This is a genomic window from Mesorhizobium sp. P2_B11, from assembly GCF_056404855.1.
Window position 1 is genome coordinate 354,733 of sequence record NZ_JBFUDF010000006.1, and the last position, 18,302, is coordinate 373,034.

The following is an 18,302-nucleotide window of genomic DNA, read 5'->3' on the forward strand; positions in this document are numbered from 1 at the left end:
CTTTGCTTGGTAATTCCGCTCGAGCAGCCTGCCTTACGGGCAAGGATTGCCGACGCGCTGGTGGATCGCATCGACGGCCTTCTGCATCTCCTCGGTCCAGGTCACGTCGGCTGAAGACAGCGCCATCTCAAGCTGGGCGATCGTCGTCGCGCCGATGATGCTGGAGGTGACAAAGGGCCGGCTGGCGACATAGGCGTTGGCAAACAGTGCCGGCTCCAGGCCGAAGGAGCGCGCCAGCTCGTTGTATTCAAGCTGCGCTTCCGCGGCATTCGGCGTCTCATAGCGCTGGCCGCGGTTGAACAGCTGCGAGCGCGAACCTTGCGGCCGCGCGCCATGGTCGTATTTGCCGGTGAGATAGCCTTGCGCCAGCGGCGAATAGGCGAGAAAGCCGACCTGCTCGCGGTCGCAGACCTCGGCAAGATTCACCTCAAAGGTGCGGTTGACGAGATTGTAGGCGTTCTGCAGCGAGACGACGCGCGGACCGACGCCTTTGTCGGCCTCGGCGATGAACCGCATGACGCCCCAGGAGTTTTCGTTGGACAGGCCGAGATGGCGGATTTTTCCAGCCTTCACCAGTTCGTCGAAGACGGCCAGCGTCTCGGCAATCGGCGTCTCGCCGGCCGGCGCGCCGACCGCATCCGCACGGCGCGGCGTAGCGCCGACGCGGGTCGGGTTGGCGCCCCAGGGAATGTCGCGCTCCGGCCAGTGGATCTGGTAGAGATCGAGATAGTCGGTGCCGAGCTTGGCCAGCGATTTGTCGATGGCGTCGAAAATGTCGGCGCGCACCAGTTTCGACGGACGGTCGCCGCGAAACCAGCGGTTGGCGGTGCGGCCGACCACTTTCGAGGCCAGGATGACCTTGTCGCGATTGCCCTTGGCCTTCATCCAGCTGCCGATGAACTTCTCCGTCCGCCCCTGCGTCTCCTCCTTGGGCGGGATCGGGTAGAGCTCGGCGGTGTCGATGAAATTCACGCCGCGCTCAAAAGCCAGATCCATCTGCGCATGGCCTTCGGCCTCGGTGTTCTGCTGGCCCCAGGTCATCGACCCCAGGCAGATCTGGGTAACAAGAAGATCGGTCCGACCGAGACGGCGTTTGTGCATGGAATTTCTCCGGCGGGAATTTTTGCGCGGCTGCGCGGGAAATGAAGCCGCATCTATAGGCAAAGGGGCGCCGCTCTCCAAGCCTCAGGGAACCCGACTTTTGCGTGAAGGAAAAAAATCAGCGCCGGGCGCCGGCCAAAGCGCGCCGCTTGGCTTCGTCGATCAGCATGTTCGCCACCTGCATGCGGATCATGGCGCGCTGGCGCAGATGCGGCGCGACACGGTCGGGATGGTTGGCGAAAGCAAAGCTGCGGCGCATGCGGCCAAGGTCGGCGCTCTTGACCGGATGATCGAGGCCGAGTTCGATGGCGATCGCGTCAGGGTCGATCGGCGGCAGTCTTTCCTCGGGCTTTGCCTCCTCACCGGCCAGCGCCAGCTTGGCTTGATCGAGCAATGCAGCGAATTCGGCGGCGAGATCGGACCCCACCTCGCGATATTCGGCGGTGAAGGTTTCGCCAGAGACCTTTATGCGGCCGGAATGAAGCTCGTCGGCCACGGAGAGATAGTCGAACGGGATAGACGGCCGCGCGCCTGTCTCGTCGCCCGCCTCGTCTTTTTCCGAGACCACGAAGAGATCGTCGAGCAAGGAAGCGAAATCCCGCTTGGCGCCGATGTCAGCCTCCCCCTTGTGAGCATACGTATGCGTTCGAGACGGTCGCACCATAGAACCGGCTCGTTAAAAATGAATGCCACTGATCTTAACCAGTTTAGGCGTTCGCCAGGCTGACTGTGCGATTTGCTGGGCCGGTTTGCTGCCTGCCGACGCAAGGCCCAACAAAAAGCCGGACTGCATTTTCATGCAGTCCGGAAATTCGCCAGGAGTGGCGAGGAAAAGCCGGCCATGTGCCAGCGTCTATGCGTACGGTCAGGACGCGCCAAGAGTTTCAGCAGATGAGCCAATTGTGCCGAAAAAAAATCGCATGGCATGGCTGCCATGCAAATGCTGCACTGCACAATCTTCACATTTTTCCTATATTCGGTGCCGTGGAGGATCAACTAGGGGCCGAATCATGGGGTTCTTCACTGAAATGTTTGCTCGTCCGCGTCCGCAGGAGCATCAGCGTTACCGCTCGGCACTGGCATTGCTGCACTCGATGAGCAATGCCGACCGCGCCGACATCGGCGTCAAGCCAGCCGATTTCCCGCGCATCGCGCGCGAAATGTCACTGCGCTGATTAAGGCTTCGGCGCTGAACCAGCGCAAGACGAGGTTTCCCGGCAGCGATCGGGAAACCTCGAAACGCCGAATTCCTCAACGATTGCCGAGATAGGCACCCTTGGTCAGCGGCACGCCGTTGTGGCGCAGGATGTCGTAAGCCGTCGTGACATGGAAATAGAAGTTGGGCATGGCGACATGCAGCAGATACTGCAGTCCGGGCATCGAGACCTCGCGCTGACCAAACTTCAATTCAACGATCCTGTCATCCGAACCATCGAATTCGGCAGCCGAGAATGACGCCAGAAGCTCAAGCGTCTTGGTGAGGCGCGCCTGAAGCTCGGCGAAAGTCGCTTCATTGTCTTCGTATTTCGGCACTTCGCGGCGGGCCAGGCGCGACGGCGCGCCCTTGGCGTGGTCGGTGGCGACCTGCACCTGCCGCACCAGCGCGTACATGTCCGGCGCCAGCCTTGCGGTCAAAAACACCTGCGGGTCGATTTTGCGTTCGGTTGCATTCTGCTCGGCTGCCGACAGCACGCCGGACAGCGCCTTCAGCCTGGCCGAAAACACCGGCACCGAGGCTTCGTACATCGATAGTGTCACGTTCAAATCTCCCTAACGGCTGAAGCGCCGACGGCGGGACGTAGCGCCTTCCCCGGCGATTCTTCAAGCTGCGGGCGAAGGGCGTCACTGCGTCGCCGCAATCGCCGTGGTAGAATCTTCGTTACCGAGCGGAGATTCCCTATGAGATGCATCCTTCTCGCAGCGACTGCCATTCTTTCGCTTGTCGGTATGGCCGATGCGGCGCTTGCCGATGACGACGCCCCCGAAGCACCTTATGTCGATGACCGCTCGAGCGCCGACGCCGTCATCCGCTCGCTTTACAGCGCCATCAACCGGCACGAATTCGCCCGCGCCTGGGGTTATTACGGAGATACAAAGCCGGCAAAGGATTTCGACACTTTCGTCAAGGGCTATGACGGCACCGACAAGGTCGATGTCGAAACCGGGGCCATTTCCGACGAAGGCGCGGCCGGCAGTATCTACTACAGCGTGCCGGTCGCCATTCGCGCCACCGGCAAGGATGGCAATGAGGCGGTGTTTGCCGGCTGCTACACGCTGCGCCAGGTCAGCGCCCAGATACAGGCGCCGCCGTTCCGCCCGATCTTCATCGACAAGGGCGCGCTGAAGCCATCCAAGGCCGATTTCGAGGAGGCGCTGCCGGCCGGCTGTGGCGATGGACCACCGCCACCGAAAAAGGACACCGCGCTCGAACAGGCCAAGAAGGCTTTCCTGGCGACCTATGGCAAGCAGTGCGACGAGCAATTTCTCGGCGAAGAGCCGAATGCCTTTTCGATCAAATACAAGGACAAGAATGCAGCTGAAGGCGATCCCGACAAGGAGACTCGGCTTTTCGAATTCTACTGTTCCGCCGCGGCCTACAATACCGCCTCGGTCTACTACATGACGGACGAACTGGGCGGCGTGCTGCAGTTGCAGTTCGCCGAGCCGGAGCTGGACATACGCTACGAGAACAATGACAGCGACGGCAAACTGCTGGGTGTGACCGTTACCGGCTTCCACACGACCGGCTGGGCGACCAATCCCGAATATGACGAAGAAACCAGGACGATCCGCACGTTCAACAAATGGCGTGGTGTCGGCGATGCCTCCGACAGCGGTACATATCTGTTCCGCAACGGAAATTTTTCGCTGGTCCAATACGACGTAGACGCGTCCTATGATGGCGAGGAAAATCCGCAGACAGTGGTCGACTACAACACCGCGCCTTGATCGATTGCCATCGCCTCAGGGCGCTTTCGACAGCATCCAGTTCAGCGTTTGGCGCCAGTCGACCATGCGGATCGGCGTGCCGTGGGTTCCGGTCTCGAACCGGACGAAACGGGTGGGATAGGGATAGGCTTTCGAGTTCGCAATGATGGAGCGGAAGAAGGCTTCCTGCTTTTCCACGGGAAAGACCGGGTCCTTGCTGCCCTGGCCGAAGAAGACCGGCACATGGCGCCTGTAGGCCGGGCTCGACAGGAAGCTTTCATCCCACAGCGAGCCGAGCAGCAGCAGCCCGTTGATGCGCCGTCCCGTATCGTTGCGGCCAGCCAGCTTCCAGCACAGCGAACCGCCCATCGAGCCGCAGGCGACGAAAATCTTGGCGTCCGGTGAGGCCTCGGCATAGTGGCCGATCAGGGCTACGACCTGGGCCGCGCCCTTGTCGCCGAAATCGGTGAAGTCGGGTGAGAGATAAAGGCCGCCATTGCCGGCCATCAAATTCTTGATGCGGTTGAAATTGCCGCCGAACGTGAAGTCGTCGACGCCCTGCTTGCGGCTGCCGCCCTGCCCGTGCAGGTAAAGCACGATGATGCCGGCACCCTCGGTCTTACCGACCGCGACATGCCTGATATCGCCGGCATCGGTTTTCAGCATCAAATCCTGCTGCACCTTGCGCACACCGGTGTCGGTGTATTGCGCATGCACGCGCTTTTCCGGCACTTCGTCGCGTTCGTTGATGTCGCGCAGCTCGCGATAGTCGATGACGGTGTAGGCGCCCTTGTCCGTCGACGAGAGCGTCGCCGGATAGGCGAAGAGGTCGTCCTTGTAGGGTTTTAGTTCGAGCGCGCCGGCGTGGACGGCGGACAGCGAGAGCGCGATTGCGGTCAGCAGCGCGCGAGAGAGTTGGAAGCGAAGAACCATGCCTCAGCCATGCGTTTTTCGGCTTCGGTTTGTCAATCCTGCAGCACGCCGCCGGCGTCTTCCATTGCCTCGCGTGTATCGACATCGATCGATGCACCGTGACCGATCTCGACATCGATGACATCGAGCCCTTCGGCCTCGACCAGATGACGGGCGCCGGTGTCGCCTTCGAGATGGGCGATGGCTGGGAACAGCGCACGCGGCAAAAGCACAGGGTTGCCGCGGCGGCCGTCATGCGCGGCCCGCACCACCGAATGGCTGCCGGCCCTGCGGAAAGCGTCGATCAGCCTGTCGAGATCAGCCGCGGAGACGCCCGGCATGTCGCCGAGGACGATCATCGCGCCGGCGGCCTCAGCCCCAACCCTGGCAATGCCGGCTTTGAGCGACGAGGACAGGCCGTCGGCGAAATCCGGATTGTCGGCGAAGGTCACGTCAAGGCCTGCCAAGGCCTGGCGCACCCGCTCGCGCTGATGGCCGGTAACGACAATGGTGCTGGCTGCCTTCGAGCCCAGCGCCCGTTCAGCGGTGCGGCGCACCAGCGGCTTGCCGTCGAACAGGGCGAGCAGCTTGTTCGGCCCGCCCATGCGGCTGGAGCGGCCGGCGGCCAGGAGCACGATGTCGACCTGCAGCCCGGCGACTCTTGCTGACTGTGGGGCCGGCAGCGGCTCGCGCGGCTGCGGCCGGGTCGGGATTTCCATCAACAGCCCGCCGACACCCATGCCGGCAATATCCCCAGCCGTGACATCGAGGCCGGCGATCAGCCGGTCGAGCACCCAATCAAAACCGTTCTCCTTGGGGCTGCGGGCGCATCCCGGCGCGCCGATGATGCGCTTGCCGTCGAGCGTGCCCAGCACCAGCAGATTGCCGGGATCAACCGGCATGCCCGCGCGGACGACCGTGCCGCCGGCCTTCTCGATCGCCGCTGGAACGACGTCGCTGAAATCGCTCATCGCCGAGGCGCCGAAGATCACCACCATGTCGTTGTCGCGCGCCAGCGCGGCCGCTGCCTCTGCGACGGGCGCAATTTCGTGCGGCGTGCGGCGCTCGGCCGTCAGCCGGGCGCCGGAGCGCGCCAGCCGCGCCTCGGTGACGCGCAGCGTCTTGTCGAGCACGCTGGCCTTGATGCCCGGCAGCACTGTCTGGATGACGCCGATGCGCACCGGTTGATAGGCATTGACCGCGAAGATCTCGCCGCCGGCGCAGATTCTTGTCACGGCATCGACCAGAGCCGAGGCAACGGCGAACGGGATGATCTTGACCGTCGCCACCATCTGGCCCTTCTCGACCGGCGCATGCTGCGCCAGCGTGGCGATGGTGATGGTCGGGTCGACGGCATTGATGGCATCGATCATGGCGGCATCAACGGTGAAGACGCCGGCAGCCTTGGCATGGAGGTTGACGCGGCCGGTCGCAGCCGGCTTCGCCTCGATGTTGCGATCGATCATGGCGGCGGCGATCTTTTCGGCCGCCGCATCTTCGCTGAGATCATCAGCGGCAAGGACCGCCACGACGACCTCGGCAATGCCGGTCGCCTTCAGCAGGGCGACATCGTCGGCATTCAGCCGGTGCGCTTTGCGAAAACGGCGCTCGCCGGCCGCCGTGGCATGCGCGAGCACCGCGCCTTCGGCCTGATCGATGGGAACCGGCCCGAACTTCACGCGGCAGCGCCTTTCGCTTCAAGCCCGCGCGAACGAAAAGCATGGATCGTCTGCGCCAATATCGCCACCGCGATCTCGGCCGGACTCGCCGCACCGATGTCGAGCCCGATCGGCGCGTGGATGTGGGCGATCTGGTCGGCGCTGGCGCCCAGCGCCAGCAGGCGCTCGACGCGCTTGGCGTGGGTCTTGCGGCTGCCGAGCGCGCCGACATAGAAACAATTGGCGTCGAGTGCGGCCTTCAGCGCGAAATCGTCGATCTTCGGGTCATGGGTGACGGCGGCGAGCGCGGTGTAGCTGTCGAGTGGCTGCCGCTTCAGCACATCTTCGGGCCATTCGGCATGCAGCGCGACATCGGGAAAACGATCCGGCGTGGCGAAGGCGGTGCGCGGATCGACGATCTCGAGGGGATAGCCGGCGATCTTCGCCATCGGCGCCAGCGCCTGGCTGATATGGACGGCGCCGATCACCACCAGGCGCGGCTGCGGCAGATGCGCGTTGAGGAAGAAGGTCCGTCCCTCGGCCTCGACCGAACCCGAATTGCCAGTGCGAAACGCCTTGGCGATCGCCGCTCCGAGATCGCCGGCGACGGGATCGCCTTCGCGCACGATGCGGTCACGGCCATCGCCGAGATCGGTGACCAGGATTGCCGCGCGGCGGGCGCGGCGTTCGGCATTGAGCGTTTTGAGGGCGTAGGGATCCATGCCTAACCGAGCCGCTCCACATAGACCTTGATGCGGCCGCCACAGGACAGGCCGGCCTGCCAGGCGGTTTCGTCGGCAACGCCGAATTCCAGCATCTTTGCTTTCCCTGAATCGATGACGTCGATCGCCTCGCTCACCACCGCGCCCTCGACGCAACCGCCCGAGACCGAACCATGGAAATTGCCCGCGGCGTCGATGACCAGATGGCTGCCGACCGGCCTCGGCGCCGAACCCCAGGTCTCGACCACAGTGGCGATGGCGACATCCTTGCCGTCCTTCATCCAGCCTTCCGCGATGATCAGCGGATCGCGGGCCTCATCGAGATAGATGCTGTTGTCCATGATCGCTTGTCCTAGAGTCTGTTTTTCCTAGACATCATATGGCTATGCGGCGCGCCTGATGCCAGCGTCCAGCCAGCGGCGCGGATCGACCGACGCCGCCGATTTCTTGTCCAGCGAGGCGCAAAGGTCGGCCAGCGCATCGAGATTGTGCACCGAGCGGAACTCATCGACATGCGGCAGCATCGCCTTGACGCCGCGGGCGCGCGCCTCGAAACCGTCGAAGCGCAGCAAGGGATTCAGCCAGATCAGCCGCCGGCAGGATTTGCGCAGGCGCTCCATCTCTTCCGACAGGCCGGAAACGTCATCGCGCTCCAGCCCGTCGGTGATCAACAGCACCACGGCGCCCTGCCCGAGCACGCGGCGGGACCACTGCTTGTTGAATTCGGCCAGCGTGTCGCCGATGCGTGTGCCGCCGGACCAGTCCTTCACCGCCGCCGAACAATCGGCAAGGGCGGCATCGGGGTCGCGGTGGCGCATCTGCCGGGTCAGATTGGTCAGCCGCGTGCCGAAGACGAAGGTGTGCACGCGCCGCCGCTTTTCGGTCAGTGCGTGCAGGAAATGCAGGAAGATGCGCGTGTACTGGCTCATCGAGCCGGAGATGTCGGCGAGCACGACCAGCGGCGGATGCACCTCACGGGCCGAGCGGAATTTCGGCAGGATCAACTCGCCGCCGGTGCGCGCGGCCGAGCGCATCATGGCCCGCGGATCGATGCGGCGGCCATGCGGGTCAGCCCGGAAGCGCCGTGTCCTGACCATGTCGAAGGGCAGCCGAAGCTCGGCGATCGCCTTCTTGGCGTCCGCCATCTCGGCGGCGTTCATCTGGGCAAAATCCTTGCCCCGCAGCACTTCATTGCCGGAGAAGGTGAACCGGGCGTCGACCTCGATCTCCGGGATTTCCTGGCGTGGCGCGCTGTTCTGATGGCCTTCGAACATTGCCTGGCTGACGCGGTTCTCGGCCGCGCGCGGTTTCTGCTTCTCCCTGGTGTCGGGCGCCACCGGCGAAAACATCGCCAGCAGTTTCTCGATCAGCTCGCGCGATTTCCAGAACAGCCGGAAAGCTTCGTCGAAAACGGGATGATCCTCGTGCCGGGACACCAGCACGGCGTGCAGCGTCCAGTAGAAATCGTCACGCGAGCCGATGCCGGCGGCCAGCACCGCTTCGATCGCATCCTTGACCGAGGCCGGTCCGACCCGCATGCCTGCCTTGCGCAAGGTGCGGGCGAAATAGACGATGTTGTCGGCGATGCGGCCGTCTTCCGTCGCCTCTCTGGGGTCAGGACCCGGCGTCTTCACCGCTGTTACTCCGCCGCCGCCAGTTCGGCCTTGACCTCATCGAGGATGCGCCGGCCCTCGCCCGCGCCAATCCGGGCAATGTCGTCCTGGTATTTCAACAGCACGCCGATCGTGTCGGATACTGTCTCGGGGTCGAGCGCCACCTTGTCGAGCTCGGTCAGCGCACCGGCCCAGTCGATGGTTTCGGCAACGCCGGGCGCCTTGAACAGCTCGACCCGGCGCAGTTTCTGGATGAACGACACCACTTCGGCCGACAGCCTTTGATTGGCCTGCGGCACCTTGCGGCGAACGATCTCCAGCTCGCGCTCCGCATTGGGATAGTCCACCCAGTGATAGAGGCAGCGCCGCTTCAGCGCATCATGGATTTCGCGGGTGCGGTTGGTGGTGATGATGACGATCGGCGGCTCTTCCGCCTTGATCGTGCCGAGTTCAGGCACCGTCACCTGGAAGTCGGAGAGGATTTCGAGCAGGAACGCCTCAAAAGCCTCGTCGGTGCGGTCGAGCTCGTCGATCAGGAACACCGGGGCGGCCCCTGCCTTGCCGGTCAGCGCGTCGAGCACCGGGCGGCGGATCAGGTATTTTTCGGAAAAGACATTGCGTTCCATGTTGGAGCGGTCAACCTTGCCGGCCGCCTCCTCCATGCGGATTTCGATCATCTGCGCGGCGTAGTTCCACTCATAGACGGCGGAGGAGACGTCGAGACCTTCATAGCATTGCAGGCGGATCAGCCGGCGGCCGAGCGCCTGCGCCAACACCTTAGCGATCTCGGTCTTGCCGACGCCGGCCTCGCCTTCGAGAAAGAGCGGTCGCTGCATGCGCAGGGATAGGAACAGAACGGTTGCCAGAGACCGGTCCGCGACATAGTCCGCGCCGGTCAGGAGATCGAGCGTTTCGTCGATCGTCCGCGGCGCGGCGCGCGGTTTCAGCTCGGTCATTCTTTCTCCGTTGACGCCTCTGCTCCGCTTTCCAGCACGTGGTAGTCGCGGGCGTGGTAGATCAGCGGCCGCAAATTATCGCCCATGCGCAGGCCTGTCACCTTGCCAAAAAGCACACGATGGGTGTGGAGATCTTTGGTGTCGATCAACTCGCAGTCGAACACGGCGAGAGCGCCCTGCAAGGTCGGGGCGCCTGTTGATATGACATCCCACTCGCCGAGCGCGAAACGCGCATCAGACGACAGGCCGATCAGGCCTGAGAACGCCACCGATAGCGGCTGCTGATGCGAAGCCAGCGTGTTCAGCGCAAACCGGCCGTTTTGCACAAAAAGTTCGTTCTTGGCATTTTCGCGGTTGAGACAGACGAGCACCGTCGGCGGCGTATCCGACACCGAACAGGCGGCGATCACCGTCGTGCCGCGTTTGCCAGCGGGACCGTCAGTGGTCACCACGTGGACGTGACCGGCAAAATGCGCCATCGCGTCGCGATAGGCCTGCGGCCCTATGTCGTTCAACTTCAGCACCGATGATTTTCCATAAGCAGGAGCCTGAGCGTCATATATGGCGGCATATGATAGGCCACACAAGCGAAGTGCTTGACGCCAATCCGCAAATTCGCGTGTTGCGCAGGGCGCGGGCAGCCTTTAGGTCTTGGCGCAAGAGACGCTGGAAGCATGCGACCGGCACGGAGGAATTCTCGTAGGAATGCGACCCCTAGCAGCTGTATTAGCGGCAATGCTCTGGCTGTTGCCGGCAAGCGCGGGCGCGCAGACGCTGCTTGTCGGCGTTGCTGCGCCCCTGTCCGGTCCGTCGGCGATCCTCGGCAAGCAGATCGAGGCGGGTGCTGGCCTCGCCGCGGAAGCCAATGGCTTGGAAATCAAGACCGTCGACGATGCCTGCACCGCCGATGGCGGGGCTGCCGCCGCCAGGGAATTCACTGCTGCCAAGGTCAATATCGTCGTCGGCTTCCTCTGCACCGAGGCAATCCAGGCGGCACTGCCGATTCTGAAGGACGCCAACATTCCTGTGATCACCGTCGGCGTGCGCACCGAAAGCCTGACCGATCGCCGCGCCAAGACCGGCTGGCCGGTCTACCGGTTGGGGCCGCGCGGTGACGACGAGCGCAATGCGGTGGCCGCCATTCTCACAAGGCTGTGGCAGAGCGAATTGTTCGCCATTGTCGACGACGGCACCATCTACGGCCGCGAAATCGCCGAGACGCTGCGGGCAGCGGCCGAACAGGCAGCGCTGAAGCCGGTGTTCACAGACACGTTCCGGCCGCAGCTCGACAACCAGATCGGCCTGATCGGCCGGCTGAAGAAGGCGGGCGCGACGCATGTCTTTGCCGGCGGCGACGGCGACGATATCGCCATCATGGGCCGCGACGCCGGCCAGTTGGAGGCCGGCATCACCTTTGCCGGCGGCGAAAATTTGCGCACCCCACCCGGCGACGTGCCTTACGCCGTCGGCACGCTGATGATCGCGCCGCCGGAATGGGCCGATGTCGCCGATCCCAAGGTGCTGGCGGCATTTACGGCCAAAAACATCGCGCCGGATGGCTACGCATTGCCGGCCTATGCGGCGGTGGAGATCGCCAAAGCGGCCACTGCTGAATCGGAGAGTTCCGGCAAGGGGCTGGCCGACGCGCTCAGCGCGCGTGATTTCACCACCGCGATCGGCCCGCTGCGGTTCGACGACAAGGGCGATCTCAGCCAAAATCTCTATCGCGCCTTCCGCTTCGACGGAACGCGTTTCGTGCCGGCGGAGACGAACTGATGTTCCGCACCGGGCCGCGCAATCTGATCACCGATGTCGCCGGCCTGCGTGTCGGCAACGCCAGCGATGCCAGGCTGAAGTCCGGAGTGACGGCGGTGCTGTGCGACGAACCGGCGGTCGGCGGCGTGCAGATCCTGGGCGGCGCGCCGGGCACGCGTGAGACCGATTTGCTCGAACCGCACAATTCCATCGAGGCGGTGCATGCCGTGGTGCTTTCCGGCGGCTCGGCCTTCGGCCTCGACGCCGCCTCGGGCGTGCAGGCGGCGTTGCGCGAAAAAGGCATCGGCGTCGATGTCGGCGGTTTTCGCGTGCCGATCGTGCCGGCGGCGATCCTGTTCGACCTGCGCAATGGCGGCGACAAGGATTGGGGCCGTTATCCGCCCTACCGCGACCTGGGCTACGAAGCCGCGCAAGCCGCTGTCGTCGACTTTCCGCTCGGCACGATCGGCGCCGGCACCGGCGCGCTGAGCTCCGGGTTGAAAGGCGGTCTCGGCTCGGCATCGACCGTTCTGGACAGCGGCGTCACCATCGGCGCGCTCGCCGCCGCCAACCCGACCGGCTCGGTGACGATTGCCCGGACCCGGTATTTCTGGGCTGCACCGTTCGAGATCGGCGATGAGTTCGGCGGGCTCGGCTATCCCTCGCCGATGCCGGATGACGCCAGGCGAATCCTGTTGAAATACCGCGACAAACGCGTCGGTGGGACGGGCGAAGCCGGCGGCAACACCACAATCGCCGTCATTGCCACCGATGCCGTACTGACCAAAGCGGCGGCCAAACGTCTGGCCATATCGGCGCATGACGGCTTCGTGCGCGCCATCTGGCCGGTACATACGCCGGCAGACGGCGACCTGGTGTTTGCGTTGGCAACCGGCAAGAGCGGCAACGAACTTTCCGCCGACGATGCGGTTGATTTCTTTGCCGCCGCCGGCGCCACCATGGCGCGCGCCATCAGCCGCGGCATCCATGCGGCAACGCCTGATAAAGGTGATCTGTTTCCAGTGTGGTCGTCGCGCTGAAGGACGACCCGGTGCGGGGGATCAGGTCGGGTCGGACTTTTCTTCCTCGAAGCTGACCGCCACATCCGAATTCGCCGACAGCCAGACTTTTTTGCCATCGACCTCGGCCAGCAGGCTGAGCGGAATGTAGTGGTGATGGCCTTTGTGCCCACCCATGCCGCTGTCGGCCTTGGTCAGCTTGATCCGGTCGCCCTCGACCTTGTCGACCGTGCCGATGTGAACGCCGTCGGCGCCGACCACTTCCATATGTTCGCGAATCTTGCTGGCCTCGGTCATGGGGTGTTCTCCTTTTGAAAACGATCGACGATAACAAACGGGGGCGCAATTGGATGCATCGTCTTTGGGATAGCACGATGTTTTGACTGTCTCATGATAGGGAAAGATCGAACCATGGCGGCTGGAGCGGGAACCCGATGCGAAATCTTGTCCTGATTGGCGTGTGCCTGCTGGTGCAGTTGGCATCTGGCATCGCCGCCCGGGCGGGCGATGTCGCCGAGCTCGAGATCCTCGGTTTTACCAGGGATGGTGGCGTCTTCGCCTTCGAGGAATATGGCGTCGCGGACGGGTCCGGCTTTCCCTATGCCAATCGCTATTACCTCGACACCGCCGACGACACGTTCCTGAAGGGCACGCCGATCCGGGTCCGGCTGGAGGACGAGACCGCGTCGCTCGACACGGCCCGTCTCCAGGCCAGGCAGAAGGGCGAGGCAATCATTCCCCAGGCAGAACTTGCCGCGAACCGCGGCATCACCGCCGGCTTCAACCCGGTGACCGAATTGTCGGCCGACCCGTTTCGCATGGTGGTCAACCCGCGGCCGATCTTCTCGCCGGTCGACCCACCGCTGGAATTCCGGCTCGACGAGATCGGCATGAACGACACCGAACGTTGCCAAAGCCATGGCGAGATCAACGGCTTTCGCCTGCTGCGCATCGAGGCCAGGGATGGAGGCCAGACCCATCTGCTGCATGAGGACAAATCGATCCCGCAAAGCCGCGGCTGCCCCAACGGTTACCGGATCGGCGCGGTGCAGACCTTTTCGATGGACAGCATCAGCGCCTACGCCGTGCTGATTGCGGTGCGCGAATACGGCTTCGAAGGGCCCGATTTCCGCTGGATCGCAGTTACCGGCCGCCTGTGACAGCGCTCGATCAATCCAGCTGGCGCAAGCGCGCCGGCAATCGTGTCCGCCGTGCCGTGCCATCGACTGTCACGGCCCTTCTCGGCGCCTTGCTGTGGGCGGTGGCCATGGGCGCCAGCGCGCTCGCCGGCCTCTGGCTCGACAATTGGGAGACGCCTGAAAAGATCCGCTTCGTCGTCCTGCTCTTTGCCATGGGTGCGGCAATCGCCTTCCCCATCGGCCTGTTCGCGGCGCGGCTGATCTCGATCGGCAGGCCCTCGGAAGTGGCGTTCGCCGCCGCCTTTGTCTGCCTGCTTGCCGCGACGCTCGCCTTCACTGGTGGGCTGTTTGCCCTGCAATACCGTTCCTACTACGCCGAATGGCACGCGGAGGCCTTCACCGTCCGCTGGGCGTTCGAACTGGTGTTCACCTCGCTGACGGCGCTCTACCAGTTCGTGGTGCTGGGTATCAGGCTCTATTTTCCCGTCGGTTTCGTCGCGCTCGCCATCGCCAGCGTGTGGTTTGCGCGCCAGCAGCGTTGAGCATTTGGTCTGCCTCTGATAGGAGGCGGACTTATTCACCGACATATCAGGACTGACGGATGATCCCTCGCTATTCCCGGCCGGAAATGGTCGCCATCTGGTCGCCGGAAACCCGCTTCCGCATCTGGTTCGAAATCGAGGCCCATGCCTGCGATGCGCTGGCCGAATTGGGCGTCATCCCTAGGGAAGCCGCCAAAACCATCTGGGAAAGAGGTGGCGCCGCCAAATTCGATGTCGGCAAGATCGACGAGATCGAGGCTGTCACCAAGCATGACGTCATCGCTTTCCTGACCCATCTCGCCGAATTCGTCGGGCCGGATGCGCGTTTCATCCACCAGGGCATGACCTCGTCCGACGTACTCGACACCTGCCTTGCGGTGCAGCTCAGCCGCGCCAGCGATCTGTTGCTCGCCGATCTCGACAAGCTGCTGGCCGCTCTCAAGCGCCGCGCCTTCGAGCACAAGGACACCGTCACCATCGGCCGCAGCCACGGCATCCACGCCGAGCCGACCACCTTCGGCGTCAAGCTGGCGCAGGCCTATGCCGAGTTTTCGCGCTGCCGTGAGCGGCTGGTGCATGCGCGGGAAGATATTGCGACATGCGCGATCTCCGGCGCGGTCGGCACCTTCGCCAACATCGACCCCTATGTCGAAGAACATGTGGCGGCAAAGCTTGGGCTGAAGCCGGAACCGGTGTCGACGCAGGTCATTCCGCGCGACCGCCACGCCATGTTCTTCGCCACGCTCGGCGTCATCGCCTCGTCGGTCGAACGGCTGGCTACCGAAATCCGCCATTTGCAGCGCACCGAGGTGCTGGAAGCGGAAGAGTATTTTTCGCCGGGCCAAAAAGGCTCATCGGCGATGCCGCACAAGCGCAACCCTGTGCTGACCGAAAACCTCACCGGCCTTGCTCGCATGGTGCGGTCCATGGCCTTGCCGGCGATGGAGAATGTGGCGCTCTGGCACGAGCGCGACATTTCTCACTCCTCGGTCGAGCGCATGATCGGGCCGGACGCCACGGTGACGCTGGATTTCGCGCTGTCGCGGCTGACAGGCGTCGTCGACAAACTGCTGGTCTATCCCGACAACATGCTGAAGAACATGAACAAGTTCCGCGGCCTTGTGCATTCGCAGCGCGTGCTTCTGGCGCTGACGCAGGCCGGCGTCTCACGCGAGGACGCCTACCGCCTGGTGCAGCGCAACGCCATGAAGGTGTGGGAACACGGCGCTGATTTCCTTGAGGAATTGTTGGCCGACAAGGAGGTCACGGCAGCCCTGCCCGAAGCCGAGATCCGCGAAAAGTTCGACCTTGGCTATCACACCAAGCATGTCGACACGATCTTCAAGCGGGTGTTTGGGGAAGCCTGAGGACAGCGCCAAGCTGGAGCACCCCTCATCCGACCTCGCTTCGCGAGGCCACCTTCTCCCACAAGGGGAGAAGGGAAGACTGCTGTGACCTTGCCGCCAATCATCAACGGTTGAGATTTGCAGAGCCGCAGCGGCAGGCTTTACCTTCTCCCCTTGTGGGAGAAGGTGGATCGGCGCGCAGCGCCGAGACGGATGAGGGGTGCTCCAGCTTGACGCAACCTCAAATCACGCCTTGCCAGGCACCGTCCTGATCACCGTGCCCCACGGATCCTCGCGGGTGGTTTCAGCCGTAGCCTTGTCCGAGCGCATCTCCACCCAGGCCAGACCCGAGCGAGACGGATCGCGGCGGCCGGCGCCGGCGCTGTGCCACGAATTGCCACCGATATGATGGTGATAGCCGCCAGAGGACAGAAACACGGCCTGGCCGCCATATTTGGCGACGGTGTCGAAGCCGAACTCCTGGTGCCACCAAGCCTCGGCGTCTTCCGGCCGGCCGACGCGCAGATGGACATGGCCGACAATGCTGTTTTGCGGCGCGCCCTGCCAGCCGGCGTCGCCGGCCGGCACGCTGGCGGCCACCGCGGCCAGGTTCAGCCGCTCGGTCGCCATGGCGATCTTGTCGCCGTTCCACGTCCAGTCCTTCGGCAAGCGATCTGAATAGATTTCGATGCCGTTGCCCTCGGGGTCGGTCAGATAGAGCGCTTCGCTGACCAGATGGTCGGAGGCGCCCTCGACGCGGATCTTGTTGGCGGCGGCATGGTTGATCCAGCGGCCGAGATCGGCGCGGCTGGGCAAAAGGAAAGCGGTGTGGAACAGGCCAGCACTGCGCGGATCGTCGGGCTTGGCCGCCGCATCCGCCTCGATGACCAGCAGCGGGCGCTCGGCGGCGCCCAGCGTGATCGCGCCGTCGGCGCGGCTCAACTCCTGCAGGCCGACAACGGCACGGTAATAGGCGGCGAGGCTTTCGGCATCGCGCGCCTTCAACCCGACGCGGGAAACGCTGACTGGGGTCGTGGCGGCAAAAGGCAGTTCGCTCATGAAACTCTCCATTTCGGCGCGCTATCCAAGGCGCCCCAGCAATTCTATCGATGGCTTCAATCTCACAGCTCAAATCGTCTATCGCGATCGTTCACACAAGACGCCAATAACCGAACACGTTGTTCACAATTGCGACGCATTGCGTGCGTCAGCATGGTTGCACGAGACAGGGCCGCTCGCTATCTCAGCGGAATGAAAGTCAAAGACGCAGATATCCTGATCGTGCCCGGCTACACCAATTCCGGCCCGGAACACTGGCAGACACGCTGGCAGTCCAAACTGTCGACGGCGCGCCGGGTCGAGCAGGCCGAATGGTCGAAGCCGGTGCGCGAGGACTGGACAGCGAGCGTGGCGAACGCCGTCAACGAAGCCGAGCGGCCGGTGGTGATCGTTGCCCATTCGCTCGGCGTGGCGGCGGCCGTGCAGGCCATTCCGCAATTCAGGAAGCCGGTCGCCGGGGCCTTCTTTGTCGCGCCGCCCGATGTCGCCAACCCGGAGATAAGGCCGAGGCACCTGATGACCTTCGGCCCCTATTCGCGCGAGCCGCTGCCCTTCCCGTCCATCGTGATCGCCAGCCGCAACGATCCGTTCTGCGCCTTCGAGGTTGCCGAGGACATTGCCGGCGCCTGGGGTTCGCTGTTCATCGATGCCGGCGAAACCGGCCACCTCAATGAGGATGCCGGCTTCGGCCCGTGGCCCGAGGGGTCGATGACCTTCGCCAAGTTCCTGACCGACCTCAAGGCCTGACCCGAGGCACGTCGTGCCTTAGCCCTTGATCGAATCGTTCATGCTCTTGATGAGGGTCTTTGCGCCGAGCGAAATCAACGCGTGGTCCGAGCCCATCGCCAGCAGCCGGTAGCCCATCGCCACCACGCGGCCGGCAATGGCCGGCTCAATGACGTAGATTGCGGCATGCTTGCCCGCCTTGCGCGTCCGCTCGGCGATAGAGGCGACGGTTTCCATCATGCTTTCCAGCGTCGAATTGACGGTGGCGCCGTTCGACCAGGCGATCGAGAAATCCGATGGACCAAGAAAGATGCCGTCGATGCCCGGCGTGTCGAGAATGCCGTCCAGCGCATCGAGCGCGGCGCGCGTTTCGACCATGGCAAAGGCCATGGTGCGCTGATTGGTGTCGCGCAGCCACTCGGCATAGTCGCCCTTGCCGTGGCGCGGAAAGGCATAGGTCGGGCCCCAGGAGCGCTCGCCGAGCGGTGGATATTTCATGGCGGCGGCAAACAGTTTTGCGTCGGCCACCGAATTCACCATCGGCGCAATCACCGCCTCGGCGCCGAAATCGAGGGCGCGGCTGGCCATGTCGAAGCGGCCGACCGGAATGCGCACCAGCGCCGGCTTGTTGGCGGCGAGCACCGGCACGAGACCGCGCAAGACCGAGTCTTCGTGGTGCCCGCCATGCTGCATATCGAGCGTGACGGCGTCAAAACCCTGCTTGGCGATGATTTCGACGGTTAGGGCGTCCGGCACACCGGACCAGGCGGTGAACAGCGTTTCATCGGCAGCGAGGCGAGATTTCAGGGACATCGAAACTTTCCTT

General features: G+C 63.8%; 21 protein-coding genes. 8 read left to right on the forward strand and 13 right to left on the reverse strand.

Annotated elements, in window-relative coordinates:
- Window positions 1-33: 33 nt before the first annotated feature.
- Both AC1DYJ_RS21130 and AC1DYJ_RS21135 read right to left on the reverse strand, forming a co-directional pair.
- Window positions 34-1,101, reverse strand: coding sequence for an aldo/keto reductase (locus AC1DYJ_RS21130; RefSeq protein WP_477284567.1), 1,068 nt, complete (start codon window positions 1,099-1,101; stop codon window positions 34-36).
- Between the two features lie 118 nt (window positions 1,102-1,219).
- Window positions 1,220-1,687: a hypothetical protein gene (locus AC1DYJ_RS21135; protein ID WP_477284569.1), complete on the reverse strand. Its 468-nt coding sequence runs from the start codon at window positions 1,685-1,687 to the stop codon at window positions 1,220-1,222.
- A gap of 424 nt (window positions 1,688-2,111) precedes the next feature.
- Between AC1DYJ_RS21135 and AC1DYJ_RS21140 the strand changes: the two genes are divergently transcribed.
- A complete protein-coding gene (locus tag AC1DYJ_RS21140; protein ID WP_023690170.1) occupies window positions 2,112-2,276 on the forward strand; it encodes a hypothetical protein in 165 nt (54 codons plus the stop codon).
- A 76-nt stretch (window positions 2,277-2,352) separates the two neighbouring features.
- Here the strand turns inward: AC1DYJ_RS21140 and AC1DYJ_RS21145 are convergent, their stop codons facing one another.
- Complete coding sequence (locus tag AC1DYJ_RS21145) at window positions 2,353-2,859, reverse strand: DUF1993 domain-containing protein (protein WP_477284571.1); 507 nt, start codon at window positions 2,857-2,859, stop codon at window positions 2,353-2,355.
- 141 nt (window positions 2,860-3,000) lie between these two features.
- On the opposite strand from AC1DYJ_RS21145, the gene AC1DYJ_RS21150 reads away from it, so the two are divergent.
- Window positions 3,001-4,050: a DUF1176 domain-containing protein gene (locus AC1DYJ_RS21150; RefSeq protein ID WP_477284573.1), complete on the forward strand. Its 1,050-nt coding sequence runs from the start codon at window positions 3,001-3,003 to the stop codon at window positions 4,048-4,050.
- A gap of 15 nt (window positions 4,051-4,065) precedes the next feature.
- Here the strand turns inward: AC1DYJ_RS21150 and AC1DYJ_RS21155 are convergent, their stop codons facing one another.
- Genes AC1DYJ_RS21155 through AC1DYJ_RS21185 form a run of 7 tightly spaced genes read right to left on the reverse strand, consistent with a single transcriptional unit; the run spans window position 4,066 to window position 10,414 of the window.
- A complete protein-coding gene (locus AC1DYJ_RS21155; protein WP_477284574.1) occupies window positions 4,066-4,962 on the reverse strand; it encodes an alpha/beta hydrolase in 897 nt (298 codons plus the stop codon).
- Between the two features lie 32 nt (window positions 4,963-4,994).
- The gene (locus AC1DYJ_RS21160; RefSeq protein WP_477284576.1) at window positions 4,995-6,620 is read right to left on the reverse strand and encodes an NTP transferase domain-containing protein; all 1,626 of its coding nucleotides are present in this window, start codon (window positions 6,618-6,620) and stop codon (window positions 4,995-4,997) included.
- Window positions 6,617-7,321: an XdhC family protein gene (locus AC1DYJ_RS21165; protein ID WP_477284578.1), complete on the reverse strand. Its 705-nt coding sequence runs from the start codon at window positions 7,319-7,321 to the stop codon at window positions 6,617-6,619. Before AC1DYJ_RS21165 ends, AC1DYJ_RS21160 begins: the two co-directional genes overlap by 4 nt.
- Before the next feature lie 2 nt (window positions 7,322-7,323).
- Entirely contained in the window at window positions 7,324-7,662 is a 339-nt protein-coding gene (locus AC1DYJ_RS21170) for an XdhC family protein (protein ID WP_477284580.1), read from the reverse strand.
- A 42-nt stretch (window positions 7,663-7,704) separates the two neighbouring features.
- Window positions 7,705-8,955: a vWA domain-containing protein gene (locus tag AC1DYJ_RS21175; protein WP_477284582.1), complete on the reverse strand. Its 1,251-nt coding sequence runs from the start codon at window positions 8,953-8,955 to the stop codon at window positions 7,705-7,707.
- Between the two features lie 5 nt (window positions 8,956-8,960).
- Entirely contained in the window at window positions 8,961-9,890 is a 930-nt protein-coding gene (locus tag AC1DYJ_RS21180; RefSeq protein ID WP_477284584.1) for an AAA family ATPase, read from the reverse strand.
- A complete protein-coding gene (locus AC1DYJ_RS21185; protein WP_477284586.1) occupies window positions 9,887-10,414 on the reverse strand; it encodes a flavin reductase in 528 nt (175 codons plus the stop codon). The genes AC1DYJ_RS21180 and AC1DYJ_RS21185 overlap by 4 nt, the downstream gene beginning before the upstream one ends.
- 181 nt (window positions 10,415-10,595) lie before the next feature.
- On the opposite strand from AC1DYJ_RS21185, the gene AC1DYJ_RS21190 reads away from it, so the two are divergent.
- Together AC1DYJ_RS21190 and AC1DYJ_RS21195 are read left to right on the forward strand one after the other, a co-directional pair.
- A complete protein-coding gene (locus AC1DYJ_RS21190) occupies window positions 10,596-11,666 on the forward strand; it encodes a branched-chain amino acid ABC transporter substrate-binding protein (RefSeq protein ID WP_477284588.1) in 1,071 nt (356 codons plus the stop codon).
- Window positions 11,666-12,685 (forward strand): P1 family peptidase, encoded by a 1,020-nt coding sequence (locus AC1DYJ_RS21195; protein ID WP_477426233.1) that lies wholly within the window; start codon window positions 11,666-11,668, stop codon window positions 12,683-12,685. Before AC1DYJ_RS21190 ends, AC1DYJ_RS21195 begins: the two co-directional genes overlap by 1 nt.
- A gap of 21 nt (window positions 12,686-12,706) precedes the next feature.
- Here the strand turns inward: AC1DYJ_RS21195 and AC1DYJ_RS21200 are convergent, their stop codons facing one another.
- A complete protein-coding gene (locus AC1DYJ_RS21200) occupies window positions 12,707-12,961 on the reverse strand; it encodes a DUF2171 domain-containing protein (protein WP_477284592.1) in 255 nt (84 codons plus the stop codon).
- A 137-nt stretch (window positions 12,962-13,098) separates the two neighbouring features.
- Here AC1DYJ_RS21200 and AC1DYJ_RS21205 point away from each other — a divergent pair, with 137 nt between their 5' ends.
- From AC1DYJ_RS21205 to purB, 3 genes are read left to right on the forward strand one after another with little or no spacing between them, the layout of a single operon-like run.
- On the forward strand, window positions 13,099-13,824 hold the full coding sequence (locus AC1DYJ_RS21205) for a DUF2259 domain-containing protein (RefSeq protein WP_477284594.1): 726 nt from the start codon (window positions 13,099-13,101) through the stop codon (window positions 13,822-13,824).
- Complete coding sequence (locus AC1DYJ_RS21210) at window positions 13,821-14,345, forward strand: hypothetical protein (RefSeq protein ID WP_477284596.1); 525 nt, start codon at window positions 13,821-13,823, stop codon at window positions 14,343-14,345. The genes AC1DYJ_RS21205 and AC1DYJ_RS21210 overlap by 4 nt, the downstream gene beginning before the upstream one ends.
- 59 nt (window positions 14,346-14,404) lie before the next feature.
- On the forward strand, window positions 14,405-15,712 hold the full coding sequence (purB, locus tag AC1DYJ_RS21215) for an adenylosuccinate lyase (RefSeq protein ID WP_477284598.1): 1,308 nt from the start codon (window positions 14,405-14,407) through the stop codon (window positions 15,710-15,712).
- Window positions 15,713-15,937: 225 nt separating this feature from the next.
- On the opposite strand, the gene AC1DYJ_RS21220 is transcribed toward purB, so the two are convergent.
- Window positions 15,938-16,750, reverse strand: a complete 813-nt coding sequence (locus AC1DYJ_RS21220) for a VOC family protein (RefSeq protein ID WP_477284600.1) — start codon at window positions 16,748-16,750, stop codon at window positions 15,938-15,940.
- 192 nt (window positions 16,751-16,942) lie between these two features.
- Between AC1DYJ_RS21220 and AC1DYJ_RS21225 the strand changes: the two genes are divergently transcribed.
- A complete protein-coding gene (locus tag AC1DYJ_RS21225) occupies window positions 16,943-17,497 on the forward strand; it encodes an RBBP9/YdeN family alpha/beta hydrolase (protein ID WP_112561443.1) in 555 nt (184 codons plus the stop codon).
- A gap of 18 nt (window positions 17,498-17,515) precedes the next feature.
- Here the strand turns inward: AC1DYJ_RS21225 and AC1DYJ_RS21230 are convergent, their stop codons facing one another.
- A complete protein-coding gene (locus tag AC1DYJ_RS21230) occupies window positions 17,516-18,289 on the reverse strand; it encodes an HpcH/HpaI aldolase family protein (protein WP_477284602.1) in 774 nt (257 codons plus the stop codon).
- Window positions 18,290-18,302 lie beyond the last annotated feature (13 nt).

Excerpts from the sequence above, each read along its gene's own strand:
- AC1DYJ_RS21130 (WP_477284567.1), bottom strand. The coding sequence starts at position 1,101 with ATGCACAAACGCCGTCTCGGTCGGACCGATCTTCTTGTTACCCAGATC.
- AC1DYJ_RS21140 (WP_023690170.1), top strand. The coding sequence starts at position 2,112 with ATGGGGTTCTTCACTGAAATGTTTGCTCGTCCGCGTCCGCAGGAGCAT.
- AC1DYJ_RS21150 (WP_477284573.1), top strand. The coding sequence starts at position 3,001 with ATGAGATGCATCCTTCTCGCAGCGACTGCCATTCTTTCGCTTGTCGGT.
- AC1DYJ_RS21155 (WP_477284574.1), bottom strand. The coding sequence starts at position 4,962 with ATGGTTCTTCGCTTCCAACTCTCTCGCGCGCTGCTGACCGCAATCGCG.
- AC1DYJ_RS21165 (WP_477284578.1), bottom strand. The coding sequence starts at position 7,321 with ATGGATCCCTACGCCCTCAAAACGCTCAATGCCGAACGCCGCGCCCGC.
- AC1DYJ_RS21170 (WP_477284580.1), bottom strand. The coding sequence starts at position 7,662 with ATGGACAACAGCATCTATCTCGATGAGGCCCGCGATCCGCTGATCATC.
- AC1DYJ_RS21180 (WP_477284584.1), bottom strand. The coding sequence starts at position 9,890 with ATGACCGAGCTGAAACCGCGCGCCGCGCCGCGGACGATCGACGAAACG.
- AC1DYJ_RS21190 (WP_477284588.1), top strand. The coding sequence starts at position 10,596 with ATGCGACCCCTAGCAGCTGTATTAGCGGCAATGCTCTGGCTGTTGCCG.
- AC1DYJ_RS21195 (WP_477426233.1), top strand. The coding sequence starts at position 11,666 with ATGTTCCGCACCGGGCCGCGCAATCTGATCACCGATGTCGCCGGCCTG.
- AC1DYJ_RS21200 (WP_477284592.1), bottom strand. The coding sequence starts at position 12,961 with ATGACCGAGGCCAGCAAGATTCGCGAACATATGGAAGTGGTCGGCGCC.
- AC1DYJ_RS21205 (WP_477284594.1), top strand. The coding sequence starts at position 13,099 with ATGCGAAATCTTGTCCTGATTGGCGTGTGCCTGCTGGTGCAGTTGGCA.
- purB (WP_477284598.1), top strand. The coding sequence starts at position 14,405 with ATGATCCCTCGCTATTCCCGGCCGGAAATGGTCGCCATCTGGTCGCCG.
- AC1DYJ_RS21220 (WP_477284600.1), bottom strand. The coding sequence starts at position 16,750 with ATGAGCGAACTGCCTTTTGCCGCCACGACCCCAGTCAGCGTTTCCCGC.
- AC1DYJ_RS21225 (WP_112561443.1), top strand. The coding sequence starts at position 16,943 with ATGAAAGTCAAAGACGCAGATATCCTGATCGTGCCCGGCTACACCAAT.
- AC1DYJ_RS21230 (WP_477284602.1), bottom strand. The coding sequence starts at position 18,289 with ATGTCCCTGAAATCTCGCCTCGCTGCCGATGAAACGCTGTTCACCGCC.